28 protein-coding genes are annotated in these 26,594 nt (G+C 64.0%); 8 read left to right on the top strand and 20 right to left on the bottom strand.

Annotated elements, in window-relative coordinates:
* The first annotated feature begins 49 nt into the window (after positions 1 to 49).
* A complete protein-coding gene (locus AB3L03_RS24315) occupies positions 50 to 997 on the top strand; it encodes a glycosyltransferase family 87 protein (RefSeq protein WP_368509071.1) in 948 nt (315 codons plus the stop codon).
* Positions 966 to 1,235, top strand: coding sequence for a hypothetical protein (locus tag AB3L03_RS24310; protein WP_368507140.1), 270 nt, complete (start codon positions 966 to 968; stop codon positions 1,233 to 1,235). The genes AB3L03_RS24315 and AB3L03_RS24310 overlap by 32 nt, the downstream gene beginning before the upstream one ends.
* A gap of 331 nt (positions 1,236 to 1,566) precedes the next feature.
* Here the strand turns inward: AB3L03_RS24310 and ftsH are convergent, their stop codons facing one another.
* The 10 genes from ftsH to tolQ all read right to left on the bottom strand — a co-directional run bounded on the left by ftsH (position 1,567) and on the right by tolQ (position 13,926).
* On the bottom strand, positions 1,567 to 3,489 hold the full coding sequence (gene ftsH / locus AB3L03_RS24305) for an ATP-dependent zinc metalloprotease FtsH (RefSeq protein ID WP_007596301.1): 1,923 nt from the start codon (positions 3,487 to 3,489) through the stop codon (positions 1,567 to 1,569).
* Between the two features lie 214 nt (positions 3,490 to 3,703).
* Positions 3,704 to 4,819, bottom strand: a complete 1,116-nt coding sequence (gene tilS, locus AB3L03_RS24300) for a tRNA lysidine(34) synthetase TilS (RefSeq protein WP_368507139.1) — start codon at positions 4,817 to 4,819, stop codon at positions 3,704 to 3,706.
* A gap of 74 nt (positions 4,820 to 4,893) precedes the next feature.
* Positions 4,894 to 5,952: a tol-pal system protein YbgF gene (gene ybgF / locus AB3L03_RS24295; protein WP_204512219.1), complete on the bottom strand. Its 1,059-nt coding sequence runs from the start codon at positions 5,950 to 5,952 to the stop codon at positions 4,894 to 4,896.
* Between the two features lie 187 nt (positions 5,953 to 6,139).
* Positions 6,140 to 6,628 carry a peptidoglycan-associated lipoprotein Pal gene (pal, locus tag AB3L03_RS24290; RefSeq protein WP_026232595.1) on the bottom strand — a complete coding sequence of 163 codons (489 nt, stop codon included), beginning with the start codon at positions 6,626 to 6,628 and terminating at the stop codon, positions 6,140 to 6,142.
* A gap of 237 nt (positions 6,629 to 6,865) precedes the next feature.
* A complete protein-coding gene (locus tag AB3L03_RS24285) occupies positions 6,866 to 7,630 on the bottom strand; it encodes a hypothetical protein (RefSeq protein ID WP_026232594.1) in 765 nt (254 codons plus the stop codon).
* 162 nt (positions 7,631 to 7,792) lie between these two features.
* Positions 7,793 to 10,123, bottom strand: a complete 2,331-nt coding sequence (locus tag AB3L03_RS24280; protein WP_018453792.1) for a bifunctional diguanylate cyclase/phosphodiesterase — start codon at positions 10,121 to 10,123, stop codon at positions 7,793 to 7,795.
* Positions 10,124 to 10,365: 242 nt separating this feature from the next.
* Positions 10,366 to 11,712, bottom strand: a complete 1,347-nt coding sequence (gene tolB / locus AB3L03_RS24275; RefSeq protein WP_026232593.1) for a Tol-Pal system beta propeller repeat protein TolB — start codon at positions 11,710 to 11,712, stop codon at positions 10,366 to 10,368.
* A 41-nt stretch (positions 11,713 to 11,753) separates the two neighbouring features.
* Positions 11,754 to 12,713, bottom strand: coding sequence for a protein TolA (locus AB3L03_RS24270; RefSeq protein WP_085348905.1), 960 nt, complete (start codon positions 12,711 to 12,713; stop codon positions 11,754 to 11,756).
* A gap of 3 nt (positions 12,714 to 12,716) precedes the next feature.
* The gene (tolR, locus tag AB3L03_RS24265; protein ID WP_018453789.1) at positions 12,717 to 13,166 is read right to left on the bottom strand and encodes a protein TolR; all 450 of its coding nucleotides are present in this window, start codon (positions 13,164 to 13,166) and stop codon (positions 12,717 to 12,719) included.
* A gap of 43 nt (positions 13,167 to 13,209) precedes the next feature.
* A complete protein-coding gene (tolQ, locus tag AB3L03_RS24260; protein ID WP_007596319.1) occupies positions 13,210 to 13,926 on the bottom strand; it encodes a protein TolQ in 717 nt (238 codons plus the stop codon).
* Between the two features lie 496 nt (positions 13,927 to 14,422).
* Here tolQ and AB3L03_RS24255 point away from each other — a divergent pair, with 496 nt between their 5' ends.
* Positions 14,423 to 14,941 (top strand): DUF2231 domain-containing protein, encoded by a 519-nt coding sequence (locus AB3L03_RS24255; RefSeq protein ID WP_368507138.1) that lies wholly within the window; start codon positions 14,423 to 14,425, stop codon positions 14,939 to 14,941.
* 35 nt (positions 14,942 to 14,976) lie between these two features.
* Here AB3L03_RS24255 and AB3L03_RS24250 read toward each other — a convergent pair whose 3' ends face one another.
* Positions 14,977 to 15,744, bottom strand: coding sequence for a serine acetyltransferase (locus AB3L03_RS24250; RefSeq protein ID WP_368507137.1), 768 nt, complete (start codon positions 15,742 to 15,744; stop codon positions 14,977 to 14,979).
* Between the two features lie 314 nt (positions 15,745 to 16,058).
* Here AB3L03_RS24250 and AB3L03_RS24245 point away from each other — a divergent pair, with 314 nt between their 5' ends.
* The gene (locus AB3L03_RS24245) at positions 16,059 to 17,222 is read left to right on the top strand and encodes an acyl-CoA desaturase (protein ID WP_368507136.1); all 1,164 of its coding nucleotides are present in this window, start codon (positions 16,059 to 16,061) and stop codon (positions 17,220 to 17,222) included.
* A gap of 203 nt (positions 17,223 to 17,425) precedes the next feature.
* Here the strand turns inward: AB3L03_RS24245 and AB3L03_RS24240 are convergent, their stop codons facing one another.
* The 5 genes from AB3L03_RS24240 to AB3L03_RS24220 all read right to left on the bottom strand — a co-directional run bounded on the left by AB3L03_RS24240 (position 17,426) and on the right by AB3L03_RS24220 (position 20,193).
* A complete protein-coding gene (locus tag AB3L03_RS24240) occupies positions 17,426 to 17,911 on the bottom strand; it encodes a DUF2852 domain-containing protein (RefSeq protein ID WP_007596323.1) in 486 nt (161 codons plus the stop codon).
* 120 nt (positions 17,912 to 18,031) lie between these two features.
* Entirely contained in the window at positions 18,032 to 18,772 is a 741-nt protein-coding gene (locus tag AB3L03_RS24235) for a TetR/AcrR family transcriptional regulator (protein WP_085348908.1), read from the bottom strand.
* 96 nt (positions 18,773 to 18,868) lie between these two features.
* Positions 18,869 to 19,231, bottom strand: coding sequence for a hypothetical protein (locus tag AB3L03_RS24230; RefSeq protein ID WP_368507135.1), 363 nt, complete (start codon positions 19,229 to 19,231; stop codon positions 18,869 to 18,871).
* 38 nt (positions 19,232 to 19,269) lie between these two features.
* The gene (locus AB3L03_RS24225; RefSeq protein WP_085348946.1) at positions 19,270 to 19,671 is read right to left on the bottom strand and encodes a YciI family protein; all 402 of its coding nucleotides are present in this window, start codon (positions 19,669 to 19,671) and stop codon (positions 19,270 to 19,272) included.
* A gap of 159 nt (positions 19,672 to 19,830) precedes the next feature.
* The gene (locus AB3L03_RS24220) at positions 19,831 to 20,193 is read right to left on the bottom strand and encodes a nuclear transport factor 2 family protein (RefSeq protein ID WP_018453781.1); all 363 of its coding nucleotides are present in this window, start codon (positions 20,191 to 20,193) and stop codon (positions 19,831 to 19,833) included.
* Between the two features lie 156 nt (positions 20,194 to 20,349).
* On the opposite strand from AB3L03_RS24220, the gene AB3L03_RS24215 reads away from it, so the two are divergent.
* From AB3L03_RS24215 to AB3L03_RS24205, 3 genes are all read left to right on the top strand, one after another.
* Positions 20,350 to 21,138, top strand: a complete 789-nt coding sequence (locus AB3L03_RS24215; protein WP_085348910.1) for an SDR family NAD(P)-dependent oxidoreductase — start codon at positions 20,350 to 20,352, stop codon at positions 21,136 to 21,138.
* Between the two features lie 81 nt (positions 21,139 to 21,219).
* Positions 21,220 to 21,657, top strand: a complete 438-nt coding sequence (locus tag AB3L03_RS24210; RefSeq protein ID WP_018453779.1) for a hypothetical protein — start codon at positions 21,220 to 21,222, stop codon at positions 21,655 to 21,657.
* A gap of 434 nt (positions 21,658 to 22,091) precedes the next feature.
* A complete protein-coding gene (locus tag AB3L03_RS24205) occupies positions 22,092 to 22,445 on the top strand; it encodes a hypothetical protein (RefSeq protein ID WP_018453777.1) in 354 nt (117 codons plus the stop codon).
* Positions 22,446 to 22,541: 96 nt separating this feature from the next.
* Here AB3L03_RS24205 and AB3L03_RS24200 read toward each other — a convergent pair whose 3' ends face one another.
* The 4 genes from AB3L03_RS24200 to AB3L03_RS24185 all read right to left on the bottom strand — a co-directional run bounded on the left by AB3L03_RS24200 (position 22,542) and on the right by AB3L03_RS24185 (position 25,307).
* Entirely contained in the window at positions 22,542 to 22,955 is a 414-nt protein-coding gene (locus AB3L03_RS24200; RefSeq protein ID WP_204512222.1) for a VOC family protein, read from the bottom strand.
* A gap of 38 nt (positions 22,956 to 22,993) precedes the next feature.
* Complete coding sequence (locus AB3L03_RS24195) at positions 22,994 to 23,530, bottom strand: SRPBCC family protein (RefSeq protein ID WP_018453775.1); 537 nt, start codon at positions 23,528 to 23,530, stop codon at positions 22,994 to 22,996.
* Between the two features lie 95 nt (positions 23,531 to 23,625).
* The gene (locus AB3L03_RS24190; protein WP_018453774.1) at positions 23,626 to 24,942 is read right to left on the bottom strand and encodes an RNA polymerase sigma factor; all 1,317 of its coding nucleotides are present in this window, start codon (positions 24,940 to 24,942) and stop codon (positions 23,626 to 23,628) included.
* Entirely contained in the window at positions 24,939 to 25,307 is a 369-nt protein-coding gene (locus AB3L03_RS24185; protein WP_026232592.1) for a YciI family protein, read from the bottom strand. Before AB3L03_RS24185 ends, AB3L03_RS24190 begins: the two co-directional genes overlap by 4 nt.
* A 144-nt stretch (positions 25,308 to 25,451) precedes the next feature.
* Between AB3L03_RS24185 and AB3L03_RS24180 the strand changes: the two genes are divergently transcribed.
* Positions 25,452 to 26,417 (top strand): glyoxylate/hydroxypyruvate reductase A, encoded by a 966-nt coding sequence (locus tag AB3L03_RS24180; RefSeq protein ID WP_018453772.1) that lies wholly within the window; start codon positions 25,452 to 25,454, stop codon positions 26,415 to 26,417.
* Positions 26,418 to 26,594: the final 177 nt, after the last annotated feature.

Genomic DNA, 26,594 nt, shown 5'->3' with positions numbered 1-26,594 from the left:
GCAGCCGATATCCGGTCCATCGCGCCGCTGGATCGGAATTCCTCTCGTGATGCTGCCAGCGTTTTCGATCGCAACGCTCTTCGCCTGGGGCGTCCTGATCTCCACCTTCACCCATCCCGGTTGGATCGGGCTGAACCACGTCGCTCCCGGCACCGACTGGATGGTGTTTTACGGCGCCGTCAGATCGTTGCTCGCCGGCAATCTTGCGCTGGTCACCGATGGTGACGCGTTCACGGCCTATCTCAACCAGTCGTTCGCATCATGGCTCACGGTGCCTCTGGAGTTCCGTCCATGGTTCTATCCGCCCGGCTTCCTCGTTCTGCTGCTGCCATTCGCGCCGCTTGGCTTCATCGGCTCCTATGTCGCATTCCAGGCCGCGACCGCAGGCTTCCTGGCCTGGGCGCTTCGCAACCGGTCCGATCAGCCGCAACTGACGCCCTACATCATCGCGGCCGTGCTGGTCTCGCCATCGGCATCTCTCAACCTGGCCGATGGACAATGCGCCTTTCTCGTTGCCGCACTGCTGGTCGCGGGCGTCAGGCTGCTCGGACCGCGACCGCTCCTGGCCGGGGCAATCCTCGGGCTGCTGAGTTTCAAGCCGCAATTCTTCCCGCTCGTCCCGCTCGCGCTAATGGGGGCGCGCCGCTATGGCAGCCTGTGCGCTGCTGCATGCTCGGCATTCGCATTGGCGGCTGCAAGTGCCATGATTTTTGGCGTCGAATTGTGGCTCTGGTGGATACCGCAGGCGTACAACAATCTGGTCAGCCCCGACGCGAAATGGCTGGCCTATGGCCGCATCTGGGGTCACAGCGTGTGGGCCTGCGCGATGCTGCTAGGCCTGCCGGAGCGGCTGGCCTCCATCCTTCAGCTGGCCGCGATCCTTTTCGAGCGCGGCGGCAACGTTCGCGGTCTTTCGCTCCTCGCTCAGTACCAACAACAAGCTGATCGTACTGCTTGCGGCAACCGTGCTGGCAGCCCCGCATTCGGGCCCTTATGACGCGACGCTGCTGACGGTCGCCGTCGTGCTGTGGCTTGCCGCATCGATCGATGCTCCACGCTTTCGCGACTGGCTGATCGGGCTCGGCATCTGGATGGTGCCGTTGCTCAGCCCGGCGGTGTATATTCCGGCGGGACGACTATCGCCGCTCCTCATCGTCGCTCTCATCGGCGTCGTGTTCGGCGCGTTGCGCAGTCCGGCAGGGTCTGGCGAGCCGGCAATGTCGCCGCATTCCTGAATCCAATCTGCGGCTGGCGATGCGGGCGCCGAAGTGATGACGCAAACTCCAGAGCGTGTGCCACCACTTCTAGCGTGATTGGCGAGAGATGGTGGGCGCGGCGCTTAGGCACCTTTGCCTGCCGTACTTCTGAGTTTCCAGTGCAACTGCATCAAAATCGTCAATGCGAGCGCAGTGAAGCAAATCCAGACTGTCACCGCGGATCTATTCTGGATTTCTTCGCTGCGCTCGCAATGACGGGGCGCTGAGTTGGCACCACCCGCAAATCACCATCACCAACAAAAAACGCGGCGTTTCCGCCGCGTTTTTCAATTCGATCTGCCGTACGCGATTACGCCTGCGGCTGCGGCTCCAGGCCGGGATCCGGATCGGGTCGCGGGCGCGACTTGCCGGCCGGCGGCACGGCCGAGGCGCGCGGTGTGGTCGGCTCGAGCACGGATTCGCGGTTCGGCTTCTTGCCCTTGAGCAGGTCGATGATCTCGTCGCCGGAGAGCGTCTCGAATTCGAGCAGGCCCTTGGCGAGAGCTTCGAGATCGGCGCGCTTCTCGGTGAGAATACGCGTTGCCTCGTTATAGCCTTCTTCGACGAAGCGCCGGATCTCGGTATCGATCTTCTGAACCGTCGCTTCCGATGCGTTCTGGGTGCGCGACACCGACATGCCCAGGAAAACCTCGTCCTGATTCTCGCCGTAGGACACGGTACCGAGCGCCTCGGACAGGCCCCAGCGCGTCACCATCATGCGTGCCAGACGCGTCGCCTGTTCGATGTCGGACGACGCACCCGAGGTTACCTTCTCGCGACCGAAGATCAGCTCTTCGGCGACGCGGCCACCCATCATGATGGCAAGGCGCGAGGTCATCTGCTCCAGCGACATCGACAGCTTGTCACGCTCGGGCAACTGCATGACCATACCCAGCGCACGCCCGCGCGGAATGATGGTCGCCTTGTGGATCGGATCGGTTGCGACGACGTTGAGGCCGACGATGGCGTGGCCGCCCTCGTGATAGGCCGTCAGCAGCTTCTCTTCCTCGGTCATGACGAGCGACTTGCGCTCGGCGCCCATCATCACCTTGTCCTTGGCTTCCTCGAACTCGGCCTGGGTCACCATCCGCTTGTTGCGGCGGGCGGCGGTGAGCGCGGCTTCGTTGACGAGGTTCATCAGGTCGGCGCCGGAGAAACCCGGGGTGCCGCGCGCGATGGTCTTGAGGTTGATATCCGGCGCCAGCGGCACCTTGCGGACGTGGACCTTGAGGATCTGCTCGCGGCCGACGACGTCCGGGTTGGGCACCACGACCTGACGGTCGAAGCGGCCGGGACGCAGCAGCGCGGGATCGAGCACGTCGGGACGGTTGGTCGCGGCGATCAGGATCACGCCCTCGTTGGCCTCGAAGCCGTCCATCTCGACCAGCAACTGGTTCAGCGTCTGCTCGCGCTCGTCATTGCCGCCGCCGAGGCCGGCGCCACGGTGACGACCGACGGCGTCGATTTCGTCGATGAAGATAATGCAGGGCGCGTTCTTCTTAGCCTGCTCGAACATGTCGCGGACGCGGCTGGCGCCGACGCCGACGAACATCTCGACGAAGTCAGAACCCGAAATGGTGAAGAACGGCACGTTGGCTTCGCCCGCGACCGCACGCGCGATCAGGGTCTTGCCGGTGCCGGGAGGTCCGACCAGCAGCACGCCGCGCGGAATTCGGCCGCCGAGGCGCTGGAATTTGCCGGGGTCGCGCAGGAATTCGACGATCTCCTGCAGGTCCTGCTTGGCCTCGTCGACGCCCGCGACGTCCTCGAAGGTGACGCGGCCATGCGCTTCAGTCAGCATTTTTGCGCGCGACTTGCCGAAGCCCATCGCCTTGCCGGCGCCGCCCTGCATCTGCCGCGACAGGAAGATCCACACGCCGATCAGCGCGATGAAGGGCAGCCAGGAGACCAGCAGCGAGACGAACCACGGCACGTTGTCGCCGGGCGGCTTCGCAGTGATCTGCACCTTGCTGTCATAGAGGCGCTTCACGAGCGTCGGATCGCTCGGCGCATAGGTCTGGAAGCTCGAGCCGTTGGTGAAGGTGCCGTGAATGTCCGGCCCCTGGATTACGACGTCGCGCACATTGCCGCGGTCAACCTCGCTCAGGAGCTGGGAGAAGGCGATGTCCTGCGAGGAGGCGCGCTGACCCGGATTCTGGAAGAGCGTGAACAACGCCAACAGCAGCAGGACAATGATGACCCAGAGGGCGAAATTGCGCAGATTGGCGTTCATCGATCTTCCTTCGTGGTCGCGCGGATCGCGGCCTGAGCCTTGGGCAGTTATTTGGGCAGCGCGAGGAAATCCCCAAGGAATCCTCTCGGTTAGACGCATACAATCTAGGTGTCGCTCCGGTCGCTGCCAAGGGAACGAGATGGGACTATTTAGCCCATCTTAGTCCGATTCCCGCTGAAATAATGGCGCCCGGGTCCGGGTTTTTCCTGCCTGGTTAAGGTGTCCTCACGGCGCGGTCTCGAAACGGCCGGTGCCATGATCCGCCCTTATCCACCCTTGATCCACCCTTGCGCCGGGCCGGCGCCGGGGCGATGCGGATACGTCCCCCGGCAAGGCTGATCAAGGCTCCCGCAAGCGTCTGCTTCAGGGCCGGCCGGCCATTTGCGGGTGCGCGGGCACTTGCGGCAATGGCCTGATCGAGCACGGCCAGGAGGGATTCGACCTTGCCGAGTTCCGCCGGCCCCTCATGCCCGAACGCGTTGATGGCCCGCAGCAGGATCCGCAGCCGGACCTCCTCCGGCAGGGCGGCAAACCCGGAGGCCTCGAACCTTCGAACGCCGGCCTGCGGCGCATCGCCGCGATCCCGCAAACGGAGGAAGCGCTCGGCTCCATCGGTCAGCACCTCGACGGCCAAATTGGCGCGCGCCAGCCTTGCCGCGAGCCGAGCCAGGCTGCGGGCATCACCGCCCTCCGCCGCGAGCTGCGGCAGCAGCGCACGCAGCCGCGGCCGGGTAAAGGCAGCGTCGTGGTTGGTGGGATCGTCGGCAAAGCCGATCTTCGCCCGCTTCAAGGTCGCAATCAGCTGCGACTTCGGAACATCGAGCAGTGGACGCGCAAGAACGACGCCGTCGCGCTCGGTGAGACGGGCCATCGCCGACAGCCCGGCTAATCCGCTGCCGCGCACAAGCCGCATCAACAGGGTCTCGGCCTGGTCGTCGCGGGTGTGGGCGGTCAGCACGTGGCTCGCACCGGCGAGGCGCGCGGCCTGCACAAGCAGGCGGTAGCGAGCTTCGCGCGCGGCGGCCGGCAGTCCCGTTTTCGGCTTTGCCCCGCGCCAGCGCACGGTCCGGTGCGGCAGGCCAAGCCCGGTTGCGAGACGCTTGACCTCGCGCGCCTCGCGTGCCGCCTCCGGCCGCAAGCCGTGGTCGATGGTGACTACGGTGAGACGCGGGCCGCGCGAAAGGCTGCGATGCCAGCGCGCCGCAAGCCACATCAGCGCCACCGAGTCGGGCCCGCCGGAGACCGCGAGCAGCAGTCCCTGCGCGCCTTTCAGGCCTGCGAAGAGGCGCTTGGCCTCACGCGCCGAGATCGGTGAATTGTCCTCTGACATGACACTGCAATCGTCCGCGGATGGACACTGTTTAGCGCAGCGCCATCCGTCTTGTCAGGATCAATCGCCGCGCCTCAGCACTTCACCCGCTTCTGCTCGCGGTCGACCGCAGCTTTGACGCCGGCGGAAGCGCGCGGATATTTGCGACCGACTTCACCGAAGGCGGCACACGCCGCCTCCTTCTCCTTCAGCGCCGCCAGCGACTGGCCGAGCCGCAGCAGGGCATCCGGTGCCTTGGCGGATTTGTCGTATTTCGTGGTGACGGCGAGGAAGGCTTCCGCGGAGTCGCGATATTGCTGGCGCTGGAAATAGCTCTCGCCGAGCCAGTATTGCGCGTCACCGAGCAGCGGGTCGCTCGGATATTTCTGCGAGAAATTCTTCATGGTCTGCTCGGCCAGCGCATAGTCCTTGCGCTGCATGTAGCCGATTCCGAGGTCGAATTCGTCGCGCGGCGTTGCCGAGGGCGGCAGGGTCGCAAGGCCCGTGCCGCCTGATGGCGCGGGAGAGCCGGACGAGACCGGCGGATAGCCGGGCTGCGCAGCCTGAGGCCCGACCGCCTGCGGATAGCGGGGGCCGCTGTTGGCGAGATCAAGCGGTTCGCCGGCGCCACGGCCGCCGGGCGCGCCGCTCGGGGCACCTGCAGGCATCGGTTGCTGCCCGCCGCCGAGCGCGCGCGGCGCACCCGGCGCATTCGGACTCTGGTTGGGGTCGAAGGCATCGCCGCGGCGGCGCGTGCCCGGCGCGCCGGGCGCAGGCTGCTCCTGAACGATCGGTGCCGGAGAGGCGATCTGCGGCTGCTCGTAATTCGGCTGGGCCGCTTGCTGGTGCGGCGGCTGCTGGCGATAGGCCGGCGCGGCTTGTGCGGGCGGCATGGCCGCGACATTGGGCTGGACCGGCGTCTGGACGGGCGAAGCTTGCGCGCCGCCCTCGAGCGCTCGCAGCCGCTCTTCGAGCTGGCGGTTGCGATATTGCAGCTCTTCGTTCTGGCCGGTGAGCTGGCGCAGCTGGTTCTCCAGCCGCTCGATCCGCATCTCGGGATCTGCATCGTCCGATTGTGCGAGGGCGGGCGAGCACAACGAAAGCAGCGCGGCGATCGCCACGGTGCCGGTGAAGACCTTAAATCTGGATGACATCTTGCCCTGATGACGAAAGCGAAATGGCCTGCGACCGAACATTCGACGCGCCACACATTGAAGGGGAGTACGCCAAAACTGTGACTGTAACAAACGGGTTTCTGTCACAGATCGCTGAAACGAAACCGGCGCCCGAGAGGGCGCCGGCATAATCGCTATCTGAAGATGAACGGCGCCTGACCGATCGTCAGGAGCTCGCGTTCAGCACGGTGACGGCGCGGCGGTTCTGCGACCAGCAGGAGATGTCGTTGCAAACGGCCACCGGCCGCTCCTTGCCGTACGAGATCGTGCGCATGCGGTTCGGATCGATGCCGCGCGAGGCGAGGAACGAACGCACCGATTGGGCGCGGCGAGCGCCGAGCGCGATGTTGTATTCGCGGGTGCCGCGTTCGTCGGCATGACCTTCGACGGTGAAGCTGTAGCGCGGATAGCTCTGGAGCCACTGCGCCTGCTTCTCCAGGGTCACGATCGCCTGCGGGGTCAGATCGGTCTGGTCGCTTTCGAAGAACACGCGGTCGCCGACATTGACGACGAAGTCTTGCTGGCTGCCCGGCGTCGCCGCGTTGGCCATCGCATCCGTGGCAGAGTTCTTGTTGGCGCAGGCACCCATCGACAACGCGACGGCAAGCACCGCGGCCAGCTTCAATCCCTGGAGGATGCGCATAGGATGTTTCATTCCGGAGCCTCCACGCTCACGTTTCGTCCACTGCTGTCCGGTCTACAGGGGGTTGGTTAAGCGAACGTTCCGTCAACCTTGATGGAACCTTGCCACAGCCGGTCAAATGCCCCCAACCAGCGAAAAGCAACCGTCATGGTTAATGGGTTGTAAATGTGGCGCGACGGTGAAGGCAAGCCGCAACGACCGGCAAAAACCGCGGCCTTTGCTGGAATTTTAGGCTCCTCGCGTGGGGGCCTAGCGGGCAGAACCCGTTGCCGAGACGGCTACGTCCGGGGGCCGCTGCGTGGCCAGCGACACCGGGCGCGCGGCAGCCTGGCGGGGGCTGCTGCGTTGAAACAGCATGCGCCGCTCAAACGCGCTGGAACGCATGATCGGAAAGCGCGTCAGGACCTTTTCCCGCTGGTTCCGGAAATCGGACGCCATCAGCACGGCCTTCTTGGTGGGCCAGCCCGGAAACCCGCGTGGCTCCGGTGAAATGGTCTCGTGCAGGAAGATGCGACGATAAAACGCCTGGTGGTCGGTCCGGATCATGGCCAGCCCGGTATCGGCGTTGAAATGATCGCAGGCCACAAAGGCCAGCCGCACCGTCAGATAGGGCAGCTCCGGAAAACGCTGGTGCTTTTCGGGATCGGCAACAAACCGGCATGGATCGATGAGAACTTCGCCGCGGTCGAGGCGGGGATGCAGGACGTCGCCAAACACTTCGGTCGTGTAGGACATCCGCCAGTCCGACGTCAGGACGTGAATGCGAACGGAGCTGCAGAGCTCTCCATCGACATAGACCCCGAAATTCCAGGTGTTGGGCGCATCGTCGAAGCGATCGGTTACGCGCCGCGACTCCGACGGCTCGATCAGACCGGCGTGCAGATAGGCCCGGTACCGCATCAAATAGAGGTTGTCTCGGTCCTCGGGAGTTTCGATCAGGCGGTAATCGATGCGGTCAAACAGAGCGGCTCCCCGCGGAAGGAGCACCGTTTGCGGTTCAGCTCCAGACGTCATCCAGTACCCCTACACTCCAAAGCAACTTCTGCGAGTGTGAGGAGATTAATGGTTCATTAACGGAATTGCAAAGGCTTAGAAACGTTAGGGTTAACCTTTGCAGCCCGCAAAAACACGGGCGAACGAGAGCTAAATGCGTTGAAGGAGTGACGCGGAGAAAGATCAGGCGATCGATCGCGAGGACACCATGACGATGTGGTCCTCAGCCCCGCGGCGGCCATGCGAGGCATTGAGCAATTGGCGAATCCGGACTGCCGGCACCGGCCGGCTGAACAGATAGCCCTGCCCTTCGGTCACGGTGCCGTCGGCGCTGATCAACTCGAGCTGATCATTGGTCTCGATGCCCTCGACCACGACCGCCATGCCGAGATCGGCCGACAGCCGCGCTACGCCGCGCAGCAGCGTCAGCGGCCGGTCGGCATCGATGCCCTCGAGGAAGGAGCGGTCGATCTTCACCTTCTGCATCGGGAAATTGTGCAGGTAGCTGAGGCTCGAATAGCCGGTGCCGAAATCATCCAGCGAAATGCGCACGCCGATCGCATGCAATTGCGACAGGATGTCGTGCGTGAGCTGGGTGTTGCGCAACAGGGAGGATTCGGTGATCTCGATCTCCAGCCGATGCGCCGGGAGCCCCGAAACCTCGAGCGCGTAGCGGATTTCGCTCAAGACGTCGCGCTGGTGGAATTGCTGCGGCGAGAAGTTGACGGCGACGCTGACGCCCTCCGGCCATTTCATGCATTCCATGCAAGCGCGGCGCAGGATCCAGCGGCCGAGATCGACGATCAGCCCCATGTCCTCGGCGACCGGGATGATGTCGATCGGCGAGACCGTGCCGCGCACCGGATGATTCCAGCGCAGCAGCGCCTCGCACGTCGTGATCTTGCCGGATTTCAGATTGACCAGCGGCTGATAGAACAGCTCGAACTCCTCGTTGGCGAGCGCCTTGCGCAGATCGAGCTCGAGGATGCGGCGCGCCTCGACGGTCGCCGCCATCTCGTCGCGGAAGAAGCAGAAGGTGCCGCGGCCGTCGGCCTTGGCCCGGTACAGCGCCATGTCGGCATTCTTGAGCAGCGTGTCTGCGCTGATGCCCTCCGGCAAGGTCAATGCGATGCCGACGCTGGCGCCGATCTCGACCAGATGATTGTCGATGCGGTAACGCTCGCTCAGCCGTTCGACGATCCGGCGCGCCAGCGCAGCGGCGTCCTCGGGCGAGGAGATGTTCTCCTGGAACACGACGAATTCGTCACCGCCGAAGCGGGCGACGAAATCCTCGGGGCGCAGCATCTCGCGCAGACGGTTGGCGACCGCGCACAGGAGCTGGTCGCCGCAGGGATGGCCGAGCGTGTCGTTGACCTGCTTGAACTGGTCGAGGTCGACGAACAGCAGCGCGGACAGGCGCTCGGCGCCGTGCGAGATCGCCAGCAGCCTTTCGATCTCATCGCGGAAATGAACGCGGTTGGGCAGCGCGGTGAGGTCGTCGTAGCGCGCCAGATGCGTGATCTTGGCCTCGGCGCTACGTCGCTCGGTAATGTCCTCGAGCAGCACCACCGCGCCACCGTCAGCCATCGGCTGGACAGTCCAGGACAACGACCGGTTTCGCTGCGTATCGGGATCGGCGGTGATGATCTCCTTGGCTTGCGAACTCTCGATGTCCGCGACGATTCGCTCGCCGCTCCCAGCGGAGATGGATCCCGCGCTCACGCACGCCGCGACGATGTCACGCGCGTTGACCCCGCGCTGCGCGAGACCTTCCGGCAGATTCATCATTGCGCCGAAGCGGTGGTTCATGACCGCCAGCTGTCCGTCGACGCGGAACATGCAGAGGCCGTGCGGCATGTTGTTCAGAGCCGTATCGAACTGGCCGGCGAGCGCGGCTTCACGCTCACGTGCCACGACCGCTCCCATGAAGATTCGATGCAGATTCACCGAGAGCTGCATGATCGCCATCAGGAACGCGGCGCTGACCAGCGCCATCGCGATGTAGTAGGGTGTTCCACGCAGCGCCAAGGCAAGCACGGCCGGGCCGAAGATCAGCACGGCCTGGAGGTGGAAGATCGCAGGCCGGCCATATGCCCTGCCCGCGCCGCCTGCCGCGATTCCGGTCGTGACCGACAAGGCGATCATGTGGGCCACGGCGTCGTCCGTGGCCAACAGGGTGGTGGCGCACCAGATGCCGATCGCAGCCGCCTGGATCTTTGCTCCGATCTGATAGCGCTTCTGCCAGCGTGCGGCCGCCTCGACGGTCATGACCGCGTGACGTGCCTGATAGAGGCGCAGGTCGATCGCCCGCGCGGTCCCGGCCAGGATCAGAAGTGCGACGCACGCCCAGATCAGCGGCTCGCCCGTCCTCAGCGCGGTGAGGGCCGCACCAATCGACACGAAAATGAGTCCCGCCAGCAACGGGCCAGGCGCTTCGAACAGCGAATCGATTTGCGCCGCCGAAGTTTTCGGCGGCCGCTGTTCCGGCTCTCCGCTCTGACTTGCAAACTGCATCTGGTGTTTACGCGCGTCCTGTCTGGAGCGCAGTTTTACCGATCCGGTATGAAGTCTTTCTGAGGGAACATCGTTAAAGTCGAGTTGTTTTGAATGACCAATAGTCGGAATACATCAATAGAAACAAACCCATGGGAAAAGTTTGCCTAGTGCAACCTTAAAGAACAATTATCGCGGGGAAACATCTCGCCAAGTTTTCGGAAAAGGCGCGCGGTCAAATCATCGCGCGCCGGGGGCGGCGGCTAGCCCGATGTCGAGGACAAGAGCGGCGACCATGCCGGGTCGGAGGCGAAGCCCGGCGTCGGCACTTTCAGCTCGTTGCGCCCCGAGATGTCGACGGAGAACAGCGACGGCCCGCCGCTGCCGCCCGGATCGCGGAAGAACATCAGCACGCGGCCGTTCGGCGAGAAGGTCGGACCTTCGTTATGATAGCCGGAGGTGAGAAGCCGTTCGCCGGAGCCGTCCGGCTTCATCACGCCGATCGAAAACTGCCCGCCACCTTGCCTGGTGAAGGCGATGTAATCGCCCCGCGGCGACCACACCGGCGTCGAATAGGTGGCGTTGTTGTCGTCCTTGGAGAAAGAGATGCGCTGCGCCGCTCCGCCGCCCGCGGCCATGACATAGATCTGCGATCTGCCGCCGCGATCGGACTCGAAGCAGATGCGGGTGCCGTCCGGGGAGTAGGAAGGCGAGGTGTCGATCGCGGGCGTGTCGGTGAGGCGCGTGGTCGAGCGCGAGCGCAGATCCATCACGAACAGGTTGGAATTGCCGCCCTGCTGCAGACTCATGATGACGCGCTGGCCGTCCGGCGAGAACCTCGGCGCAAAGGTCATGCCGGGGAAGTTGCCGACGATCTCGCGCTGGCCGGTCTCGATGTTGAACAGGTAGACCTTCGGATCGCCCTGGCCAAATTCCATGTAGGTGATCTCTTGCGAGTTCGGCGAGAAGCGCGGCGTCAGCACGAGGTCGGAGCCGCGGGTCAGATAGCGCACATTGGCGCCGTCCTGGTCCATCATCGCGAGCCGCTTGACGCGGCGCTCTTTCGGCCCGGTCTCGTCAACGAACACCACTCGGCTGTCGAAATAGCCCTTCTCGCCGGTCAGCTTCTCATAGATCTGGTCGGAGATGATGTGGGCGATGCGACGCCAATATTCCGGCGAGGTGAAATATTGTTGGCCGGCGAGCTGCTGGCCCGTGACGACGTCCCACAAGCGGAATTCAGCCTTGAGGCGGCCGTCCGGCTGCCGCGTCATGCGGCCGGTGACGAGGGCCTGCGCGTTCAGGGTCTTCCAGTTCTCGAACTGCGGCGCGACGTCGATGTTGCTGATGCGCTCGATGAAGGCGGCCTGGTCGACCGGCGCAAACAGGCCCGAGCGCTTCAGATTGTTGGTGATGACCTGGGTGACGCCGTTGCCGACGTCACCGTCGGCCGGCGAGCCCGGCACAAAATTGGTGATCGCAATCGGAATCGGCCGAAACTCCGTGGGATCGATGCGGAGCCGTCCCTGCGGCTGCTGGGCCAAGGCTTGTCCGCCCCCCAGCATCGCGAGCGTCGATCCGGTCAGGGTCATGAAGCGGCGGCGGTTCATCGATCGAACGTCATTCATCGCAAAATTCTTTTGTTCGGATGTCACAACATGTCTTTCAGGCCGAAAGTCATCGGAATGAGCTTCCAGCTCTCGTATTGCTGCTTCGGCATGAACGAATAGACCTGACACTGCACGATGGCGCGTCTGGCACTCTCCGCCACCGCCTGTGCGATCGATCGCGACGGTCCCCTCACCGCGACGACGATCGGCTCGGACGCGAGCGATCCGTCGATCTTCATGGGAATGTCGATGTCGGCTTCGTATTGATCTGCATCCTGGCCGTTATAGGTCGGCGTGAAGCAGCGCTTCACCGCCCCCTGGAACGCGCCCCGCCAGGTCGCAATGTTGTTGGCGGCCGTTCCGGTCGTCGATCCCAGCGAGGCCGACGCATTCAGCGTCGAGCCGGCGAGTTCGTGCCGGGTCGCGGCGCGCTTGTCGAGATCGCGCTGGATCTGCGCGGGGTCGAAGCTGCGCTCCTTGGGCTTCGGCAGCTGCTGCGGCTGCACCGCCGCGACCTTTTGCTCCGGCGGCTTGGGCGGCGGCTTCTTGGTTTCGAGCTTTTTCTGGAGCTCGGCGATCGGATCTTCCTTGGCCGGGTCAGGCTTTTTTTCCGGCGGCTTCGGTTCTTCCTTGGGCTTCGCCTCAGCGACGGGCTTGGGCGGCTCGGGCTTCTTCTCGACCGGCTTCTCCACGGGTTTTGGCGGCGGCTCCGGCGTCGAGTTGGTCTTGATCAGCTCTTTCTTCTCGGTGACCTTGCCGACAGCGTCTTCCTCGGGCTTGGCTTCCGCGATCTTCTCGACCTTCGGCTTCGGCTCTTTCTTGTCGCCGGTCTTCTGCCCCGACATCATCTGCGCGAGTTGATCGGTGGAGATGATGTCGATCGGCAGCGACTCTTCCGCCGGCACGAAAGCCCTGCTGCTAAAGGTGACGAGCCCCCATCCCAGCACGAGGACGTGGAGGGCAATCGACGCAACGAGTGTCTTGTCGACCTTCACCTTCACGGTTTACCCCTGATCCGCTTCCGTGACGAGCGCCAGCTTCTTGAAGCCTGCGCCGGACAACTGGCCCATGACCTTGGCCACCGTCCCGTAATCCGCCTTCTTGTCGGCACGCAAATAGATGCGTTCCTCGAGCCCGCCGCGCGCGTCCGTGATCGCCTTCAGCTTGGGGATCAGTTCGTTGATCGCGATCTCGGCGTCGTTGATGAACACCTTGCCCTTGATGTCCACCGACATCTGGATCGGCTTCTGGTCGTTGTTTTCGAGGCTCTTGGCCTGGGTCTGCGGCAGGTCGAGCGGCACGCCGACCGTCAACATCGGCGCCGAGACCATGAAGATGATGAGCAGCACCAGCATCACGTCCACCATCGGCGTGACGTTGATTTCGGCCACGACCGGCTTGCGCCGGCCACGGCGCCCACCGCCTCCGGACGAACTCGCAACGTTCATGCCCATGGTCTGGTGCCCAAATTGCCCTTCACACTATACATGCCGTCCGTCAGCCCCGCTCGTCGATCTGGCGCGACAGGATGGCTGAAAATTCATCGGCGAAGCCTTCGAGCCGCTGGGCCTGCCGGTTCACCTCGGAGGTGAACTTATTGTAGAAAATAGTGGCAGGAATGGCGGCGATAAGGCCGACGGCGGTCGCAAACAGCGCCTCCGCGATGCCAGGGGCCACCACCGCCAAAGAGGTGTTTTTCGACGCCGCGATCGACTGGAAGCTCGACATGATGCCCCAGACGGTGCCGAACAGGCCGACGAAGGGGCCTGCGGAGCCGACGGTGGCGAGCACCAGCAGCCGGCGTTCCAGCCGCTCGACCTCGCGGGCGATCGAGACATTCATGACCTTGTCGATGCGCATCTGAAGGCCTGCGACCGAGCGGGCCTGGCTCTCGAACGAACGCTTCCACTCGCGCATCGCGGCGACGAAGCAGGCCGCCATGGAATGTGTCGGCTTGGCCGAGAGCGTGCGATAGAGGTCCTCGATCGACTCGCCGGACCAGAAAGCCTGCTCGAAACGGTCCATCGAGCGGCGGGTGCGGGCAAACAGGAAGATCTTGTCGATGGCGATCGCCCAGACCCAGACCGAGCAGGCGAGAAGCCCCAGCATCACCGCTTTCACGATCCAGTGAGCCTGCCAGAACAGCGCGATCAGCGACACGTCCGCGGAAGCGGCAACCGGAAGGGCTGACTGAGCCACGTCGGCCGGATTCATAAGCAGTATCCTCTCAAGGCGATCGTTACCTGATGTCCCGACCTAATGTCCCGGCCAGCAAATGGCCGCCGGTTCCCCAATAGCCGCGCTAGAACCGGCGCGGCCGGCAAGCCCGCTCAAAGCCTTGTCTTTCTGGGGTGCAGGGCTCGTCCAAAGCCGGCCGCCTGCATTCCCTGCCAAGATGTCAAAACTATGGGCCCGACCCCAAGGCTCAGACTTCAGGCTTTGGGCGCGCGATTGTCCGCAATTACCAGAGCCCGGCGATGGTTAATGCTGGGTTACCGCAGACGAATTTGAGTGCGGGAAAGGGAGGTCGCACAGGGGGATGGGAGGCGCGGCGGGCGGGCCGTGTTCCCGACGGGACGGTGCGCTGCGCCCGGGACAGCAGAGTTCCGCTTTCCCGTGCGCATCAGGAGCGGAGCCCGCTATCCCGGTCAGAGGAACCAGCCTCCGTCCGAAAAATTGTCTGGAAAATCACTTCTCGCGAGGTTTTGCCATGAGCATCAACCCCAAGACGACCGCCGCGGTCGGCGATCATCCGCTCCACCCCATGATCATCCCGTTCCCCGTCGCCTTCCTGGTCGGCGCGCCCATCGCCGATCTCGCCTTCATCGGCACCGGTGACGGCTTTTGGGCCAGAGCCGCGATCTGGCTGATCGGCGCCGGTATTGTGATGGCGCTCGTTGCGGCCGTGGCCGGCTTCACCGACTTCTTCAGCGACGCCCGCATCCGCAGCCTCAATGACGCCTGGTATCACATGATCGGCAATCTCGTAGCCGTCGTGCTGGCTCTGATCAATTTCTACCTCCGCTACGCGCAAGGCGCGGAAGCTGCAATCAAGCCGTGGGGCGTGGCGCTGTCCCTGATCGTGGTCGGCATTCTGCTTTTCACGGGGTGGAAGGGCTGGGAGTTGGTCTACCGGCATCACGTCGCGGTGCTGGACGCGCCAGGCCAGACCAGTTCGGAGCCGGTCAGCCCGCGTCATGGCGGCGAGAGCCGCCGCCGCGCCGCGTGAACGAGGAGCACGTCGCCTGATGACGTGACGGCGAGTCAGGCCGCGGAAGCGGGCTCTGGGCAATTGGTCAGCCGCGCCGGATTGCCGATTGCGGTGCAGCCCCGGGGCACGTCGCTCGTCACGACGGTGTCGGCGCCGATCTTTGCAAAATCGCCGATTCTGACGTTGCCGAGAATTGTCGCGCCGGAGCCGATGAACACGCCGCGACCAATGCGAGGCGAGCGCGCCGGCAGTTCCGTGCCACGACCGATGCTGACGTTCTGAAGCATGGTGACCTCGTCGCCGATCACCACATCGGCACCGATTACGATGCCGGTGGCGTGGTCGAGATACACCGACGATCCCAAGCTCGCCGACGGATGAATGCTGACCTGCAGGACGTTCGACGTCTCGTTCTGAAATAGCAGCGCCGCGTCACCACGGTCGTGATGCCAGAGCCAGTTCGAGACGCGCCACGCCTGCAAGGCGACGTAGCCCTTCAAGTGCAGCAGCGGCGCCAACACTCCGCTGATGGCGGGATCGCCAAGCACGATGGCCTGCAAGTCGCGGCCGGCCGCCTCGATCAGATCCGGCTGACCATTGAAGGCGTCGCGGGAAAATGTCGTGAAGCGCGCGCGTTCGACCTCGCTGTCGCCAAGCCGGCGTCCGATCAGGTCGGACAGTGCGGCGGTAAAATCGTCATGGACGAGGATGAGTCCGACAAGAGCCTTGCCGAATATGGCGTCGGCTGCCGCGGTGCGCTGCGCCTCGTCGCGGATCTTCTGCCAGAGGGTTTCGCTCGCCATCATCGCCGCTTCCGCCATCGTTGCTGCCTGCGGTATTTTGACGCTTCCTTTTCACTGTCGGCTATAGGCCGTCGGCAGCCCGCGCGCCACGCACCCCGTGAGGCTACGAGCTTGCATGCCAAGCAGTCGGGATCATATATATGGAGGCAGCCGAGTTCCGCCCGTAGCTATGGTCTCAGGTTCGTGCTGCCGCGCTGGCCCGGGTTGCTCAGGCAAAGCATCTCGTTCAAAGCCCCGCAGTGGTCCGCCATCCCCGGGATTGTCGCACACAGCGGCCCTCAGTGCTGCCGAAGCGAATCCCGAATCCCCGTCCTCCAAGGTCACGCCAATACATGTCGCCCAACGCCCCCGCTGACGACCAACACGACGACATCATGTATCCCTCCGCCCTGCCGTTCCTGCTGGTCCATCTCGGCTGCATTGCTGCGATCTGGACCGGCGTTACCTGGCAGGCCATCGCGATCTGCGCCTCACTCTATGTCGTCCGTATGTTTGCGATCGGAGCAGGCTACCACCGCTATTTCTCCCATCGGGCTTTTGCGACCGGTCGAGTGTTTCAGTTCATCCTGGCCTGGCTTGCGCAAAGCACCGCGCAGAAAAGCGTTTTGTGGTGGGCGGCCAAGCATCGACATCATCATCTGCATTCCGATACCGAAGACGACGTGCATTCGCCGCGTCATCGAGGCTTCCTCTACAGTCATCTCGGCTGGATTTTTTACAGGGAGCACGATGGCACCGACCTCGTGAAAGTCGGAGATTTCGCCGCCTATCCGGAGTTGATGTGGCTGCATCGCCTGGAACTCCTGCCAGCCGTCACGCTGGCTGCGCTCTGCTTCCTGGTTGGCGGATGGTCCGGTCTCGTCGTCGGCTTCCTGTGGAGCACCGTGCTGGTCTATCACGCGACCTTCTGCATCAATTCCCTCGCCCACGTGCATGGACGCAAGCGGTACGTGACCGGCGATGATTCACGCAACAATTGGCTGCTGGCCTTGTTCACTCTCGGTGAGGGCTGGCACAACAATCACCACGCCTACCAGAGCAGCGTGCGGCAGGGTTTTCGCTGGTGGGAAATCGACGTCACCTATTACATCCTGAAGGTGCTGTCCTGGTTCGGCATCGTCTGGAACATGAAGTCGCCACCCGAGCAGGTGCTGCGCAACGAGCAGCCGCTTGGCGCACGCGTCATCAACCGGGCGGCCCGCGAGCTTGCCGGACGGTTCGATGCGCAGACCCTGGCGCATGCGATTTCGTCGGCGCTCCGCCGAGCCGATTTGGCCCAGTTGCAACTGCCGACGCTGCACGACATCCTGAGTCGCGCGCACGAAGGTGTCGATGCACTGACGCATCTGCACTTGCCGAAGATTCCGACCCGCGAGGAGTTTCTCGCCGAGGCCAAGGCGATGTTTGCGCGAACGCGATCACTTAACGAGATCGTGGACTATGCCTACGAACACTTCCTGGAGTCGGTTCGCGCGCAGCTCGCCACGGCGCGCTGACCAAGTCTCTCTGGACCAGGACTTTCCAGACCAAGACTTTTCCAAACCAAGGCAATCCGGACGGTCGCGGCAGCCTGACGCGCATTCCCAAAATCAAACCGCCCGCCTGCGGGTTGCGCAGGCGGGCGGCTCGGGCCATCAGGACTTTGGGGGCATGCGCCTGACGGCTTTGAGAGGCGTCAGTCCCGAGATCAAGCTTGAGATCAACCTTGCTGCTGGTCGGTCGGCGGCGGGGTCGGGCGTGTCTTGTGTTGCGCCATGAACTGGTCGAACTCTTCCTTGTCCTTGGCGTGACGCAGACGGTCGAGGAAGTTCTTGAACTCGACCTGCTCCTCCTCGAGCCGCTGCAATGTCTCGGTGCGGTACTCGTCAAAGGCGCGGTTGCCGCTCGAGGGCGGACCGAAGCCAAAGCCGAAACCGTGGCGCTCCATGCGGCCGCGCATACGATCCATCTTGTACTGCATCCGCTCCATCTTGTTCTGCCAGCGATCCTGGTTGCTCCAGCACGACATTCTTCTGCTCCCGAGTGTGAAAAAGAGAAGGGCAAGTCCGATCGGCCACCAGATGATGAAGCCGAGGATGGTCACGGCGATCCAGCCGGGATGCCAGGGCGTATTGAGCATGTGGGGGCGCTCGTAGTGTTGGTCCGAAGGGCCGCGCCATCGATTGACATCAGCGGTGTAGGCCATTTCCCTCTCCATGACGGCATCAGCGCCGTTGTGAATGTAAATAACATTTACATAGGTAGATCATCCCGCGGTTTTGTCAAGCCGACCGCCTGACAGGGCGGGGCAATTATTTGGGTAACTTTATTTCGGCTTGCCCCAGGGACCACCGGGCGGCACGCCTGAACCGGAGGATGCCTCCGGCGGCACCGGCGGCGGCTCGGCGCTTTTCGCCGGGGGACGGCGATCGGTCGGGAAGCCGAGACCGCGCAGATAGATCAGCACCTCAGCTTCGAGCAGCTCGTCCGGCGACATCGGCAGCTTTCGACGCGCGGCGTCACCGCGGGAGAACAGCGAGGCCACGCCATGCGCCATGGACCAGATGTGCAGCGCCATCATCATCGCCGGCGGCCGCGGCGTGCCCGGCGGCGCCAGCGCGGCAAGCCGCTCCGCCGCGGCACGAATGATGTTGAAAGCACGCTCGCTGGCCGCCTGGAGCGCCGGATTGGCATCCACCGGGAGGCCAGATTCGAACATCGCGTTGTAGAACGCGGGCTCCTCGCGGGCGAAGGCGAGATAGGCCCTGCCGACACGCTCGAACGCCGTGACGGTGTCGGGCCGTCCGTCGTCCCAAGCCGCGGTCAGGCGCGATTCAAACTGCTCGAAGCCGCGCTGCGCGATCGAGGACAGCAGTTCTTCACGGTCGCGAAAATGCCGGTACGGCGCCGCCGCACTGACGCCGGCCATGCGCGCGGCATCGGCAAAGGTGAAGCCGGCCGCGCCCTTCTCGGCGATCAATCCGAGGGCGGCCTGCAACAGGGCTTCCTTCAGATTGCCGTGGTGATAGCCGCGCTCGGCGCGGCGCGTCTCCTTGCGCCAGCTCATGTGAACGACCTTTACATGAGCCGGCGGTGAAGGTCACTAGCGGCGACGGGTTGATCAGCCCGTATTCTTCCCGGTCCGGCGAGGCGGCCCGAGATCCTAGCCGCCAGGGATCGGCAGCACCGGCATGATCTCGACGCGTTCGCCGGGGAAGATCGTGAAGTGCGGGTGGTTCTCGAACATCTTCGCCGCGGCTTCATGGGACGCTGCGCGCACCACGGTGAAGGCGCCCATCTCGTTGGCGATGTCGGCGATGCCCTTGCCGTCGACCTTCTTGGTCTTGCCGAGCGGGCCGCCCATGGCCTCGATCGCGCCCTGGTGCTTTTCGACCCAGCCTTTCCACGCCGCCATGCCCGCCTGCTCTTTCGCCTTGCGCTCGGCCTCGGGCATCGCATTCCATGCGGTCCATTTGGAACTGGTCTTGCTGCCGAGGAAAACGGCGAGATAGGTGTCGGTGCTCATCGGTTCTCTCCTTTGGTGATGGATAGACGAAGCTGCGGCTATTTCTTCAGGTCGCCGAAACCGGCGGCCTCCTGCACGTCAGGCGGGAAGTCGCTCATCTCCTGCACCTGACGGATCTCGATGATTTCGTTCGGTGCGGCCGGACACCGCCTGGCCCAGGCGATCGCCTCGGCACGCGAGGCAACCTCGATCATCCAGTAGCCGCCCAGGACCTCCTTGGCCTCGGCGAACGGACCATCGGTCACGATGGGCTTGCCGGCCGCAAACGAGACGCGCGCGCCCATCGAGGGCGGGTGCAGGCCGTCGAGCGTGATCAGCACGCCGGCGTCCTTCAGCGCCTCGTTGTAGCGCATCATCGCAGCGACCCGCTCGGGATCGAGTTGAACGTCGGGCGCCGCGGTCTCGTAGCCGAGCGGGATCATCAGCATCATGAATCGCATGAGCACTCCTTGCGTGCTTTTTCGTTCGGGTTACGCGGCGAGGCGCCACTCCGGATGGGCGGAGCGGCGGCCCGGGCCGCCCACCCTCACCTCCAAGACGAAGGAACCTTGACGAAACCGACAGGTGACGAAAATTATTCTGGCGATTATTGGCTGGCCCTAGCGCGCCTGCGGCAGGAAACGCCCGTCCTGCCGGGCAGCGCCGAAATAGACGTCGATGCAGCGAATCTTGCCGCCGGCGAAGGTGAAGAACTCGGTGTTGCGAAAGCTCCTGCCATCTGTCGCCAGGCAGAGATAGGTGACGAAGGCCTCGTCGCCTTGGACGAAAATCCGCTCGATGTCGTGCCGCGCAATCCAGCCGGTGTCCCTCCAGCAACGCTCGAAATAAGCCGCCTTGTCGAGGTCGTCGTCGAACGGGCTGGTGAAGCGGAAATCGTCCGCCAACGCGTCGGCGACCCGTTGCCGGTCGTTGCCGAGATAAGCGGCGAAAAGGTCTCGAATCTGGCGCTCGTGGTTGGACATTGCGGATCTCCCTGGCAATGATCCCCTGGAAGACGATCCATCGAGGACCGTCCCGACATCGTGCCTTCGAGTTAAGGCCTTCCTCGTCGGGACGAAAGCGAAGTAAAAGAGGCTCGCGTTTGCGCGACCCAATCTTTCATAAGGACCGATCAGCCAATGCCCCCTACCCCGCACCGCGTTGCCCTCGTCACCGGAGCCGCGCGTGGCATCGGGCTTGCGACCGCGAAGAAGTTTTTGAGCGAGGGCTGGCGGGTGGCGTTGATCGACATCGAGGGCGAGTTGCTCGGCTGCGCGGTCGCCGAGATCGGCCGGGACGAGGCCACGCTGGCGTTGACCTGCGACGTCTCGGACGCAGCCGCGGTTGCCGCCGCGATGACGACGGTCGAACAGCGGTTTGGCCGGCTCGATGCGCTCGTCAATAATGCCGGCATTGCCGTGTTCGCGCCGCTGATGGAGACGTCGGAGACCGATTGGCGGCGCGTGCTCGAGGTCAACCTCACCGGCCCGTTCCTCTGCACCAAGGCGGCGGTGCCGCTGATGCGCGACGGCAATGGCGGCGCCATCGTCAACATCACCTCGATCTCGGCAGTGCGCGCCTCGACGCTGCGCTCGGCCTACGGCACCAGCAAGGCCGGTCTCGCGCACCTTACCAAGCAGCTCGCGGTTGAGCTCGCGTCCCTCAACATCCGTGTCAACGCGGTCGCGCCGGGACCGGTCGACACCGCGATGGCGAAGCAGGTGCACACCAGCGAGATCCGCGCCGATTATCACGACGCCATTCCGCTCAACCGCTACGGCCTGGAAGAGGAACTCGCCGAAGCCATCTACTTCCTGTGCTCGGAACGATCGAGCTACATCACCGGACAAATTTTGGCCGTCGATGGCGGCTTCGATGCGGCAGGCATCGGCCTGCCGACGCTGCGCGGCGAGCGGAGGAACGGGTAGGCACCGCGTAGGTTGGCCTAGCGAAGCGTTACCACCTCTTCTCGTCGGCCTATCCTACGGACTCGAATTCGCGGAGGCTTCATGCGGCGCGTCACCTTTCTCAGGGCCCTGATCCTCGCATCCGCGCTGCTCGCCGCCACACCTGCCTCGGCCGAAATCCGCATCATCCAGTCGCCCGGTGGACAGGTCGGGCCGTTCCTCGATTTGTTCGAGAAGGTGCGCGAGAGCGGCGAGCGCGTGGTGATCGACGGTCCCTGCCTGTCCGCCTGCACACTGGTACTGAGCATCGTGCCGGGCGAGCGGATTTGTGTGACAAAACGCGCCGTGCTCGGCTTCCATGCGGCGCGCTCGGTCGATCGGCGCGGACGCTTCTACGCCGAGCCGGAAGCATCCGATGCGGTGCTTGCGGCCTATCCCGGCCCGGTGCGCGACTGGATCAGTCGCCGCGGCGGCCTCTCGTCGCGGTTGCTTCTGCTGAAGGGACGCGACCTCGCCGCGATCTATCCGCGCTGCCGGTGATGATCGACGGACGCGAGTGCCCGGCAAAATTGCGCCGGTCACCTGCTTCGAGAGCTCTAGTAAAAACTCTGGATCAACTCGGTCAATTCCATGCTCGCGCAGATGAGCATACCCCAAAGTGCAAAGTTGATCTGCAGCGCCGCCGCCATCGGTCGCTCCCCTTCCAAGTCCGCCCGCCCCAGTTTTTAGAATTTATGACGGAATAAATAACGATTCTGTCCCGGAGTTCACAGCCTAATATTGCGCCAGTTGTTGTGCGATGCGGTCCGCATCATTTCACGAAGCGGCCTCACTGCTCTCGCAATGTGGTGCGACAGCAGAATTCATATTCGGCCATGTCGGCCACGCGTTTCCCTTAGGTTCCATTTGAGCGGTGCGACGCAAGCTTCGGTAAGCGGACTTGGCGCGTCGCATACAACACCCAAGGGTCCGGCATGATCCGACACGGCTTCGTCTTGCTCACTTTTTGCGCAACGCTCATGGGATGCGTGGTCGCGCCTGCGCAGGATCGCCGTCCGATCGCATGGGACGGCCTCGGTCAGGATCCGAACCGTCCCTCCGGCATCAAGCGTCGCGTGGCGACCCAAGCTCCCGCGGCGAGTGATCCGAATCAGGAGCGGGAGAGAGTCCTCGGCACCTTGCGCCCGTACTCCCCGGCGTGGTGGGCAATCCATGACGAAATCGAAGCGGAGAATGACAGGCAGCTCGGGACAAAGCTCGTGATCTGTCCGCGCTGCGTTCCCTCCTCCCAGCCACCGAGCAATGACGTGACCGGATCGATCCGCTGAGGGGCACGCGGTCGACGCGACGTCCTCATGGGCGCCCCTCTCCCGCATCGTAGAGGAGAGGGGATCGCCGTTCAGCGCGTCAGGCGATCGCGCCTGTCACATTTCCTCGGCCGGGCAGTTCACCATCCAGGGAATGCCGAACTTGTCGACGCACATGCCAAAACCCTTGGCCCAGAACGTCTTGCTGAAGGGCATGGTGACGTTGCCCCCATCGGCGAGCGCGTTGAACTTGCGCTCGCCCTCCGCCGGGTCCGCGACCGTGAGCGAGATCGAAAAGCCCTGCGGCTTGTGAAAATGTTCGCTTGGTGCGTCGGAGGCCATCAGCACGCTGCCGTCGGGCAGCGACATCCGCGCATGCATGATCGTCTTCTCGCGGCCGGGCGCCGCAGCCATGTCCGGCGGTGCGTCCGAAGAACGCATCATGGCGTCGATCTTGCCGCCGAGAACCTTGGCGTAATAATTGAACGCCGCTTCGCAGGTGTCCTGATAGAACAGATAGGGATTGAGCATCGTTTCTCTCCTTTTTGCTTTGGTTCGGGGTGACGGCGCTACTTCTCGGTGAGCTTCTTCAGGCTGGCCAAGCCCGCCTCGAAATCCTTGCCGATCATGTTGTCCATGTTGACGAACACCTGCATGACTTTGGACAGGAACGGGGCCGGACCGGACATCGCCCACGTGACCAGTGTGGCATCGCCTTGCGGCACAAAGGTGAACTCGGCGGTGTTGTGGCCTTCGAAAGGCCGCTCGAAATCGAGCTTGATGCGTAGTTTTGACGACGCACTCGCCTCGAGGATCTCCATATGGCCGGCGCCGACATTGTTGTTGCCGTCCCAGGCATAGGTCGCGCCCTTGCCTTGCGCGGTGCCGCCAAACGCCCGCTTCATCGCAGGATCGCGGTTCTCGTAGGGGGACCAGGCCGTCCAGCGATGGAAATCGGCAACCAAGGGATAGACTGCATTGGCCGGCGCTTTCACGGCGAGGCTGCGCTCGACGCGGAATGTGTCGGGCTTCGTCAGGGCAAAGCCGAGCACGCCCACGATTCCGACCGCGAGCAGGATGGCGATGACGGCAATGGCTTTCAGCATGAATGGCTCCCTGGATACGCTCCTAGGACGAAGGGAGGGGACCGGGCCCGACAAGGCGAAGCGGAAAAATTTGTTATGCCCCAGGCAGGCGCTCCCTACTTCACCTTTGCGCCTTCGACCTTAGCGTCTTGCCTGGCGCCGCCATTGGCGCCCTTGGGCTGGCTGTCCCGGATCAGGCGATCGAGATGCATGCGGATGTGAGCGGCTTCTGCGGACGTGTTGGCGAGGGCGATGGCGCGGTCGAAGGCGATGCGGGCTTCGTCGTTGCGGCCGAGCTGCATCAGGAAGGCGCCGCGCACGCCATAGAAATGGAAGTAGTTGGCAAGCTTTGGCGCCAGCGGCTCGATCAGGTCGAGCGCGGCTTGCGGTCCGCGCACCTTGGAAACCGCGACCGCGCGGTTGAGCGTCACCACCGGCGAGGGCTGCACCACCTCCAGCGCACCATAGAGCAGGTCGATCTGCGCCCAGTCGGTCTCCTCAGGCGTGGAGGCGCGGGCATGCAGCGCAGCAATCGCGGCCTGGATCTGGTAGGGCCCGCTGCGGCGATGGCGTATCGCCTTGTCGATCAGCGCGAGGCCTTCCGCGATCATCGTGCCGTTCCACAGCGAACGATCCTGGTCGTCCAGCAGGATCAGCGAGCCATCCGCGGCAAAGCGCGAGGCACTGCGCGCATGCTGCAACAAGATGAGCGCCGTGAGTCCCATGATCTCCGGCTCGCTCTGGAACAGCCGCAGCAGCAGCCGCGCCAGCCGGATCGCTTCCTCGCACAGCGGCTTTCTGATTTCGGCGGTGTCGCCGCTCGCCGAATAGCCCTCGTTGAAGATCAAATAGATCATCGCCGCGACAACGGCGAGCCGCTCCGAGCGCTCGACCGCGCCCGGCGTTTCAAACGGCGTCCCGGCCTCCGCGACCTTGGCCTTGGCACGCGTGATGCGCTGCTCCATCGCCGCTTCCGACACCAGGAAGGCGCGCGCGATCTGCTTCACCGTCAGGCCGCAGACGATGCGGAGCGCCAGCGCGATCTGCTGCGTTGCCGGCAGCCCTGGATGGCAGCAGATGAACATCAGCCGCAAGATGTCGTCGCGGTAGTGCGAGCCGTCGAGCCGCTCGGCGAGCGCGCCCTCGGCGTCGTCGAGATCGGAGATCGCCTGGTCGTCCTCCGGCAGCGGCTGCTGCTTGCGGGTGCGGCGCACCTCGTCGATGGCAACGTTGCGGCCGACCATGATCAGCCAGGCGGCGGGATCGCGCGGCGGTCCGTTCTGCGGCCAGGTCTTCAGCGCGCGCAGGCAGGCGTTCTGGAAGGCCTCCTCGGCGGTGTCGAGATCGCGGAAATAGCGCAGCAGCGCGCCGACCGCCTGGGGGCGCGCCGAGGTCAGCGCGGTCTCGATCCAGGCGGTATCGGCTTCGCTCATTTCAGATTCCCTCCGGGACTGAACACGCCGACGGGGCGCACCTCGTAGGCGCCGCCGGGATTGGCGGCACCGAGGTCGCGGGCGACATCGAGTGCGTCATCGAGATTCTTGCAATCCACGATATAGAAGCCGAGCAACTGCTCCTTGGTCTCAGCGTAGGGGCCGTCGAGCACCAGTGGCGGGTCCTCCTTGCGCAGCGTCGCTGCCGCAGTGGTCGGCAGCAGCCGCGCCACCGGGCCGAGCCTGCCCTGCTTCGCGAGACCTTCCTGCACCACGGCGAGCTTCTTCATCACGGTCTCGTCCTGGTCCTTGCTCCATGAGCCGACGAAGTCCTCGTCGTGATAGCAAAGGATCGCATAAAGCATGGGCAGTACCTTCTCTGAGCGCTTGTTTTGAAGACGATCCAGTATGCCTTGCCCCGACATGGCTGCGGAAAAAAATTGCAAGAAAAATCCGGCAGATCGTGCCAAGGAGGGCCTTCAAAAGCGGAACTTAAAGAGGCACTTCGAATGACCGTTGGCACCCTGGCCGTCCTGATCAACAGCACGCAGCAGAACTGGCTGCCTGAGCGCTGGAAGGCCCGGTTCGACGCCGTCTGCGGCGGCCGCCGCGTGGTGCTGCTGCCCGATGCCGGGCTCGATCCGGCCGAGGTGCATTATGCCGCGGTGTGGAAGCCGGTGCCGGGCGACCTCGGCTCTTTCCCCAATCTGCGTGCGATCTTCAATCTGGGCGCCGGCGTCGACGCGCTGATGGCGGACAAGAGCCTTCCGAACGTGCCGCTGGTGCGCGTGGCCGTGCCTGATCTGACCGGCCGCATGACCGAATACGTCGTGCAGCACGTGCTGATGCACCACCGCCAGGAGCTTTATCTGCGCCAGTCGCAGCGCGAAAAGCGCTGGGAGCCGACCTATCAATGGCCAGCGAGCGCCGTCACGGTGGGTATCATGGGCCTGGGCACGCTCGGTACTGATGCGGCCGATGTGCTGCGGCGGCTTGGTTTCCGCGTCGCCGGCTGGAGCCGCAGCCCGCGTATCATCGCGGGTGTCGAATGTTTCCATGGCGCCGGGCAAATCGACGCGTTCCTGCGCACGACCGATATTCTCGTCAGCCTATTGCCGCTGACGCCTGATACACACGGCATCCTCAACCGCGACGTCTTCACCAAGCTCAACCGCAAGAGCCCGCTCGGTGCGCCCGTGCTGATCAACGCCGGCCGCGGCGGCCTCCAGAATGAAGCCGACATCCTGGCCTGCCTCGACGACGGCACGCTGGGCGCCGCCTCGCTCGACGTCTTCGTACAGGAGCCGCAGCCGGCGGACAGCCGGTTCTGGACCCATCCCAAGGTTTTGCTGACCCCGCACAACGCCGCCGACACCGACGCCGACGCGATCTCGGCCTATGTCGCCGAGCAGATCGCGCGGTTCGAGGCGTGTGGTGTGCTGGAGAACGTGGTGGACCGGACGCGGGGGTATTAGGCCGCACGCCTGAAAAAGGCACGACCGCTCCCTACCCTCCGTGTCGTCCTGGCGAAAGCCAGGACGACACCAGACTTCTTTGGTCACTCCGTCACCCCCGAAGGCACCCGCTCGGCCGGCATCCCGTTCACCCTCTCTTAGCGAGAAGTTGATAGGTCTCCTTAATCAACGCTCAAC

This window comes from Bradyrhizobium lupini, assembly GCF_040939785.1.
GTDB lineage: Bacteria > Pseudomonadota > Alphaproteobacteria > Rhizobiales > Xanthobacteraceae > Bradyrhizobium > Bradyrhizobium canariense_D.
Note: the sequence above shows the minus strand (reverse complement) of the source record. Positions and strands in the feature narration are given on the sequence as shown.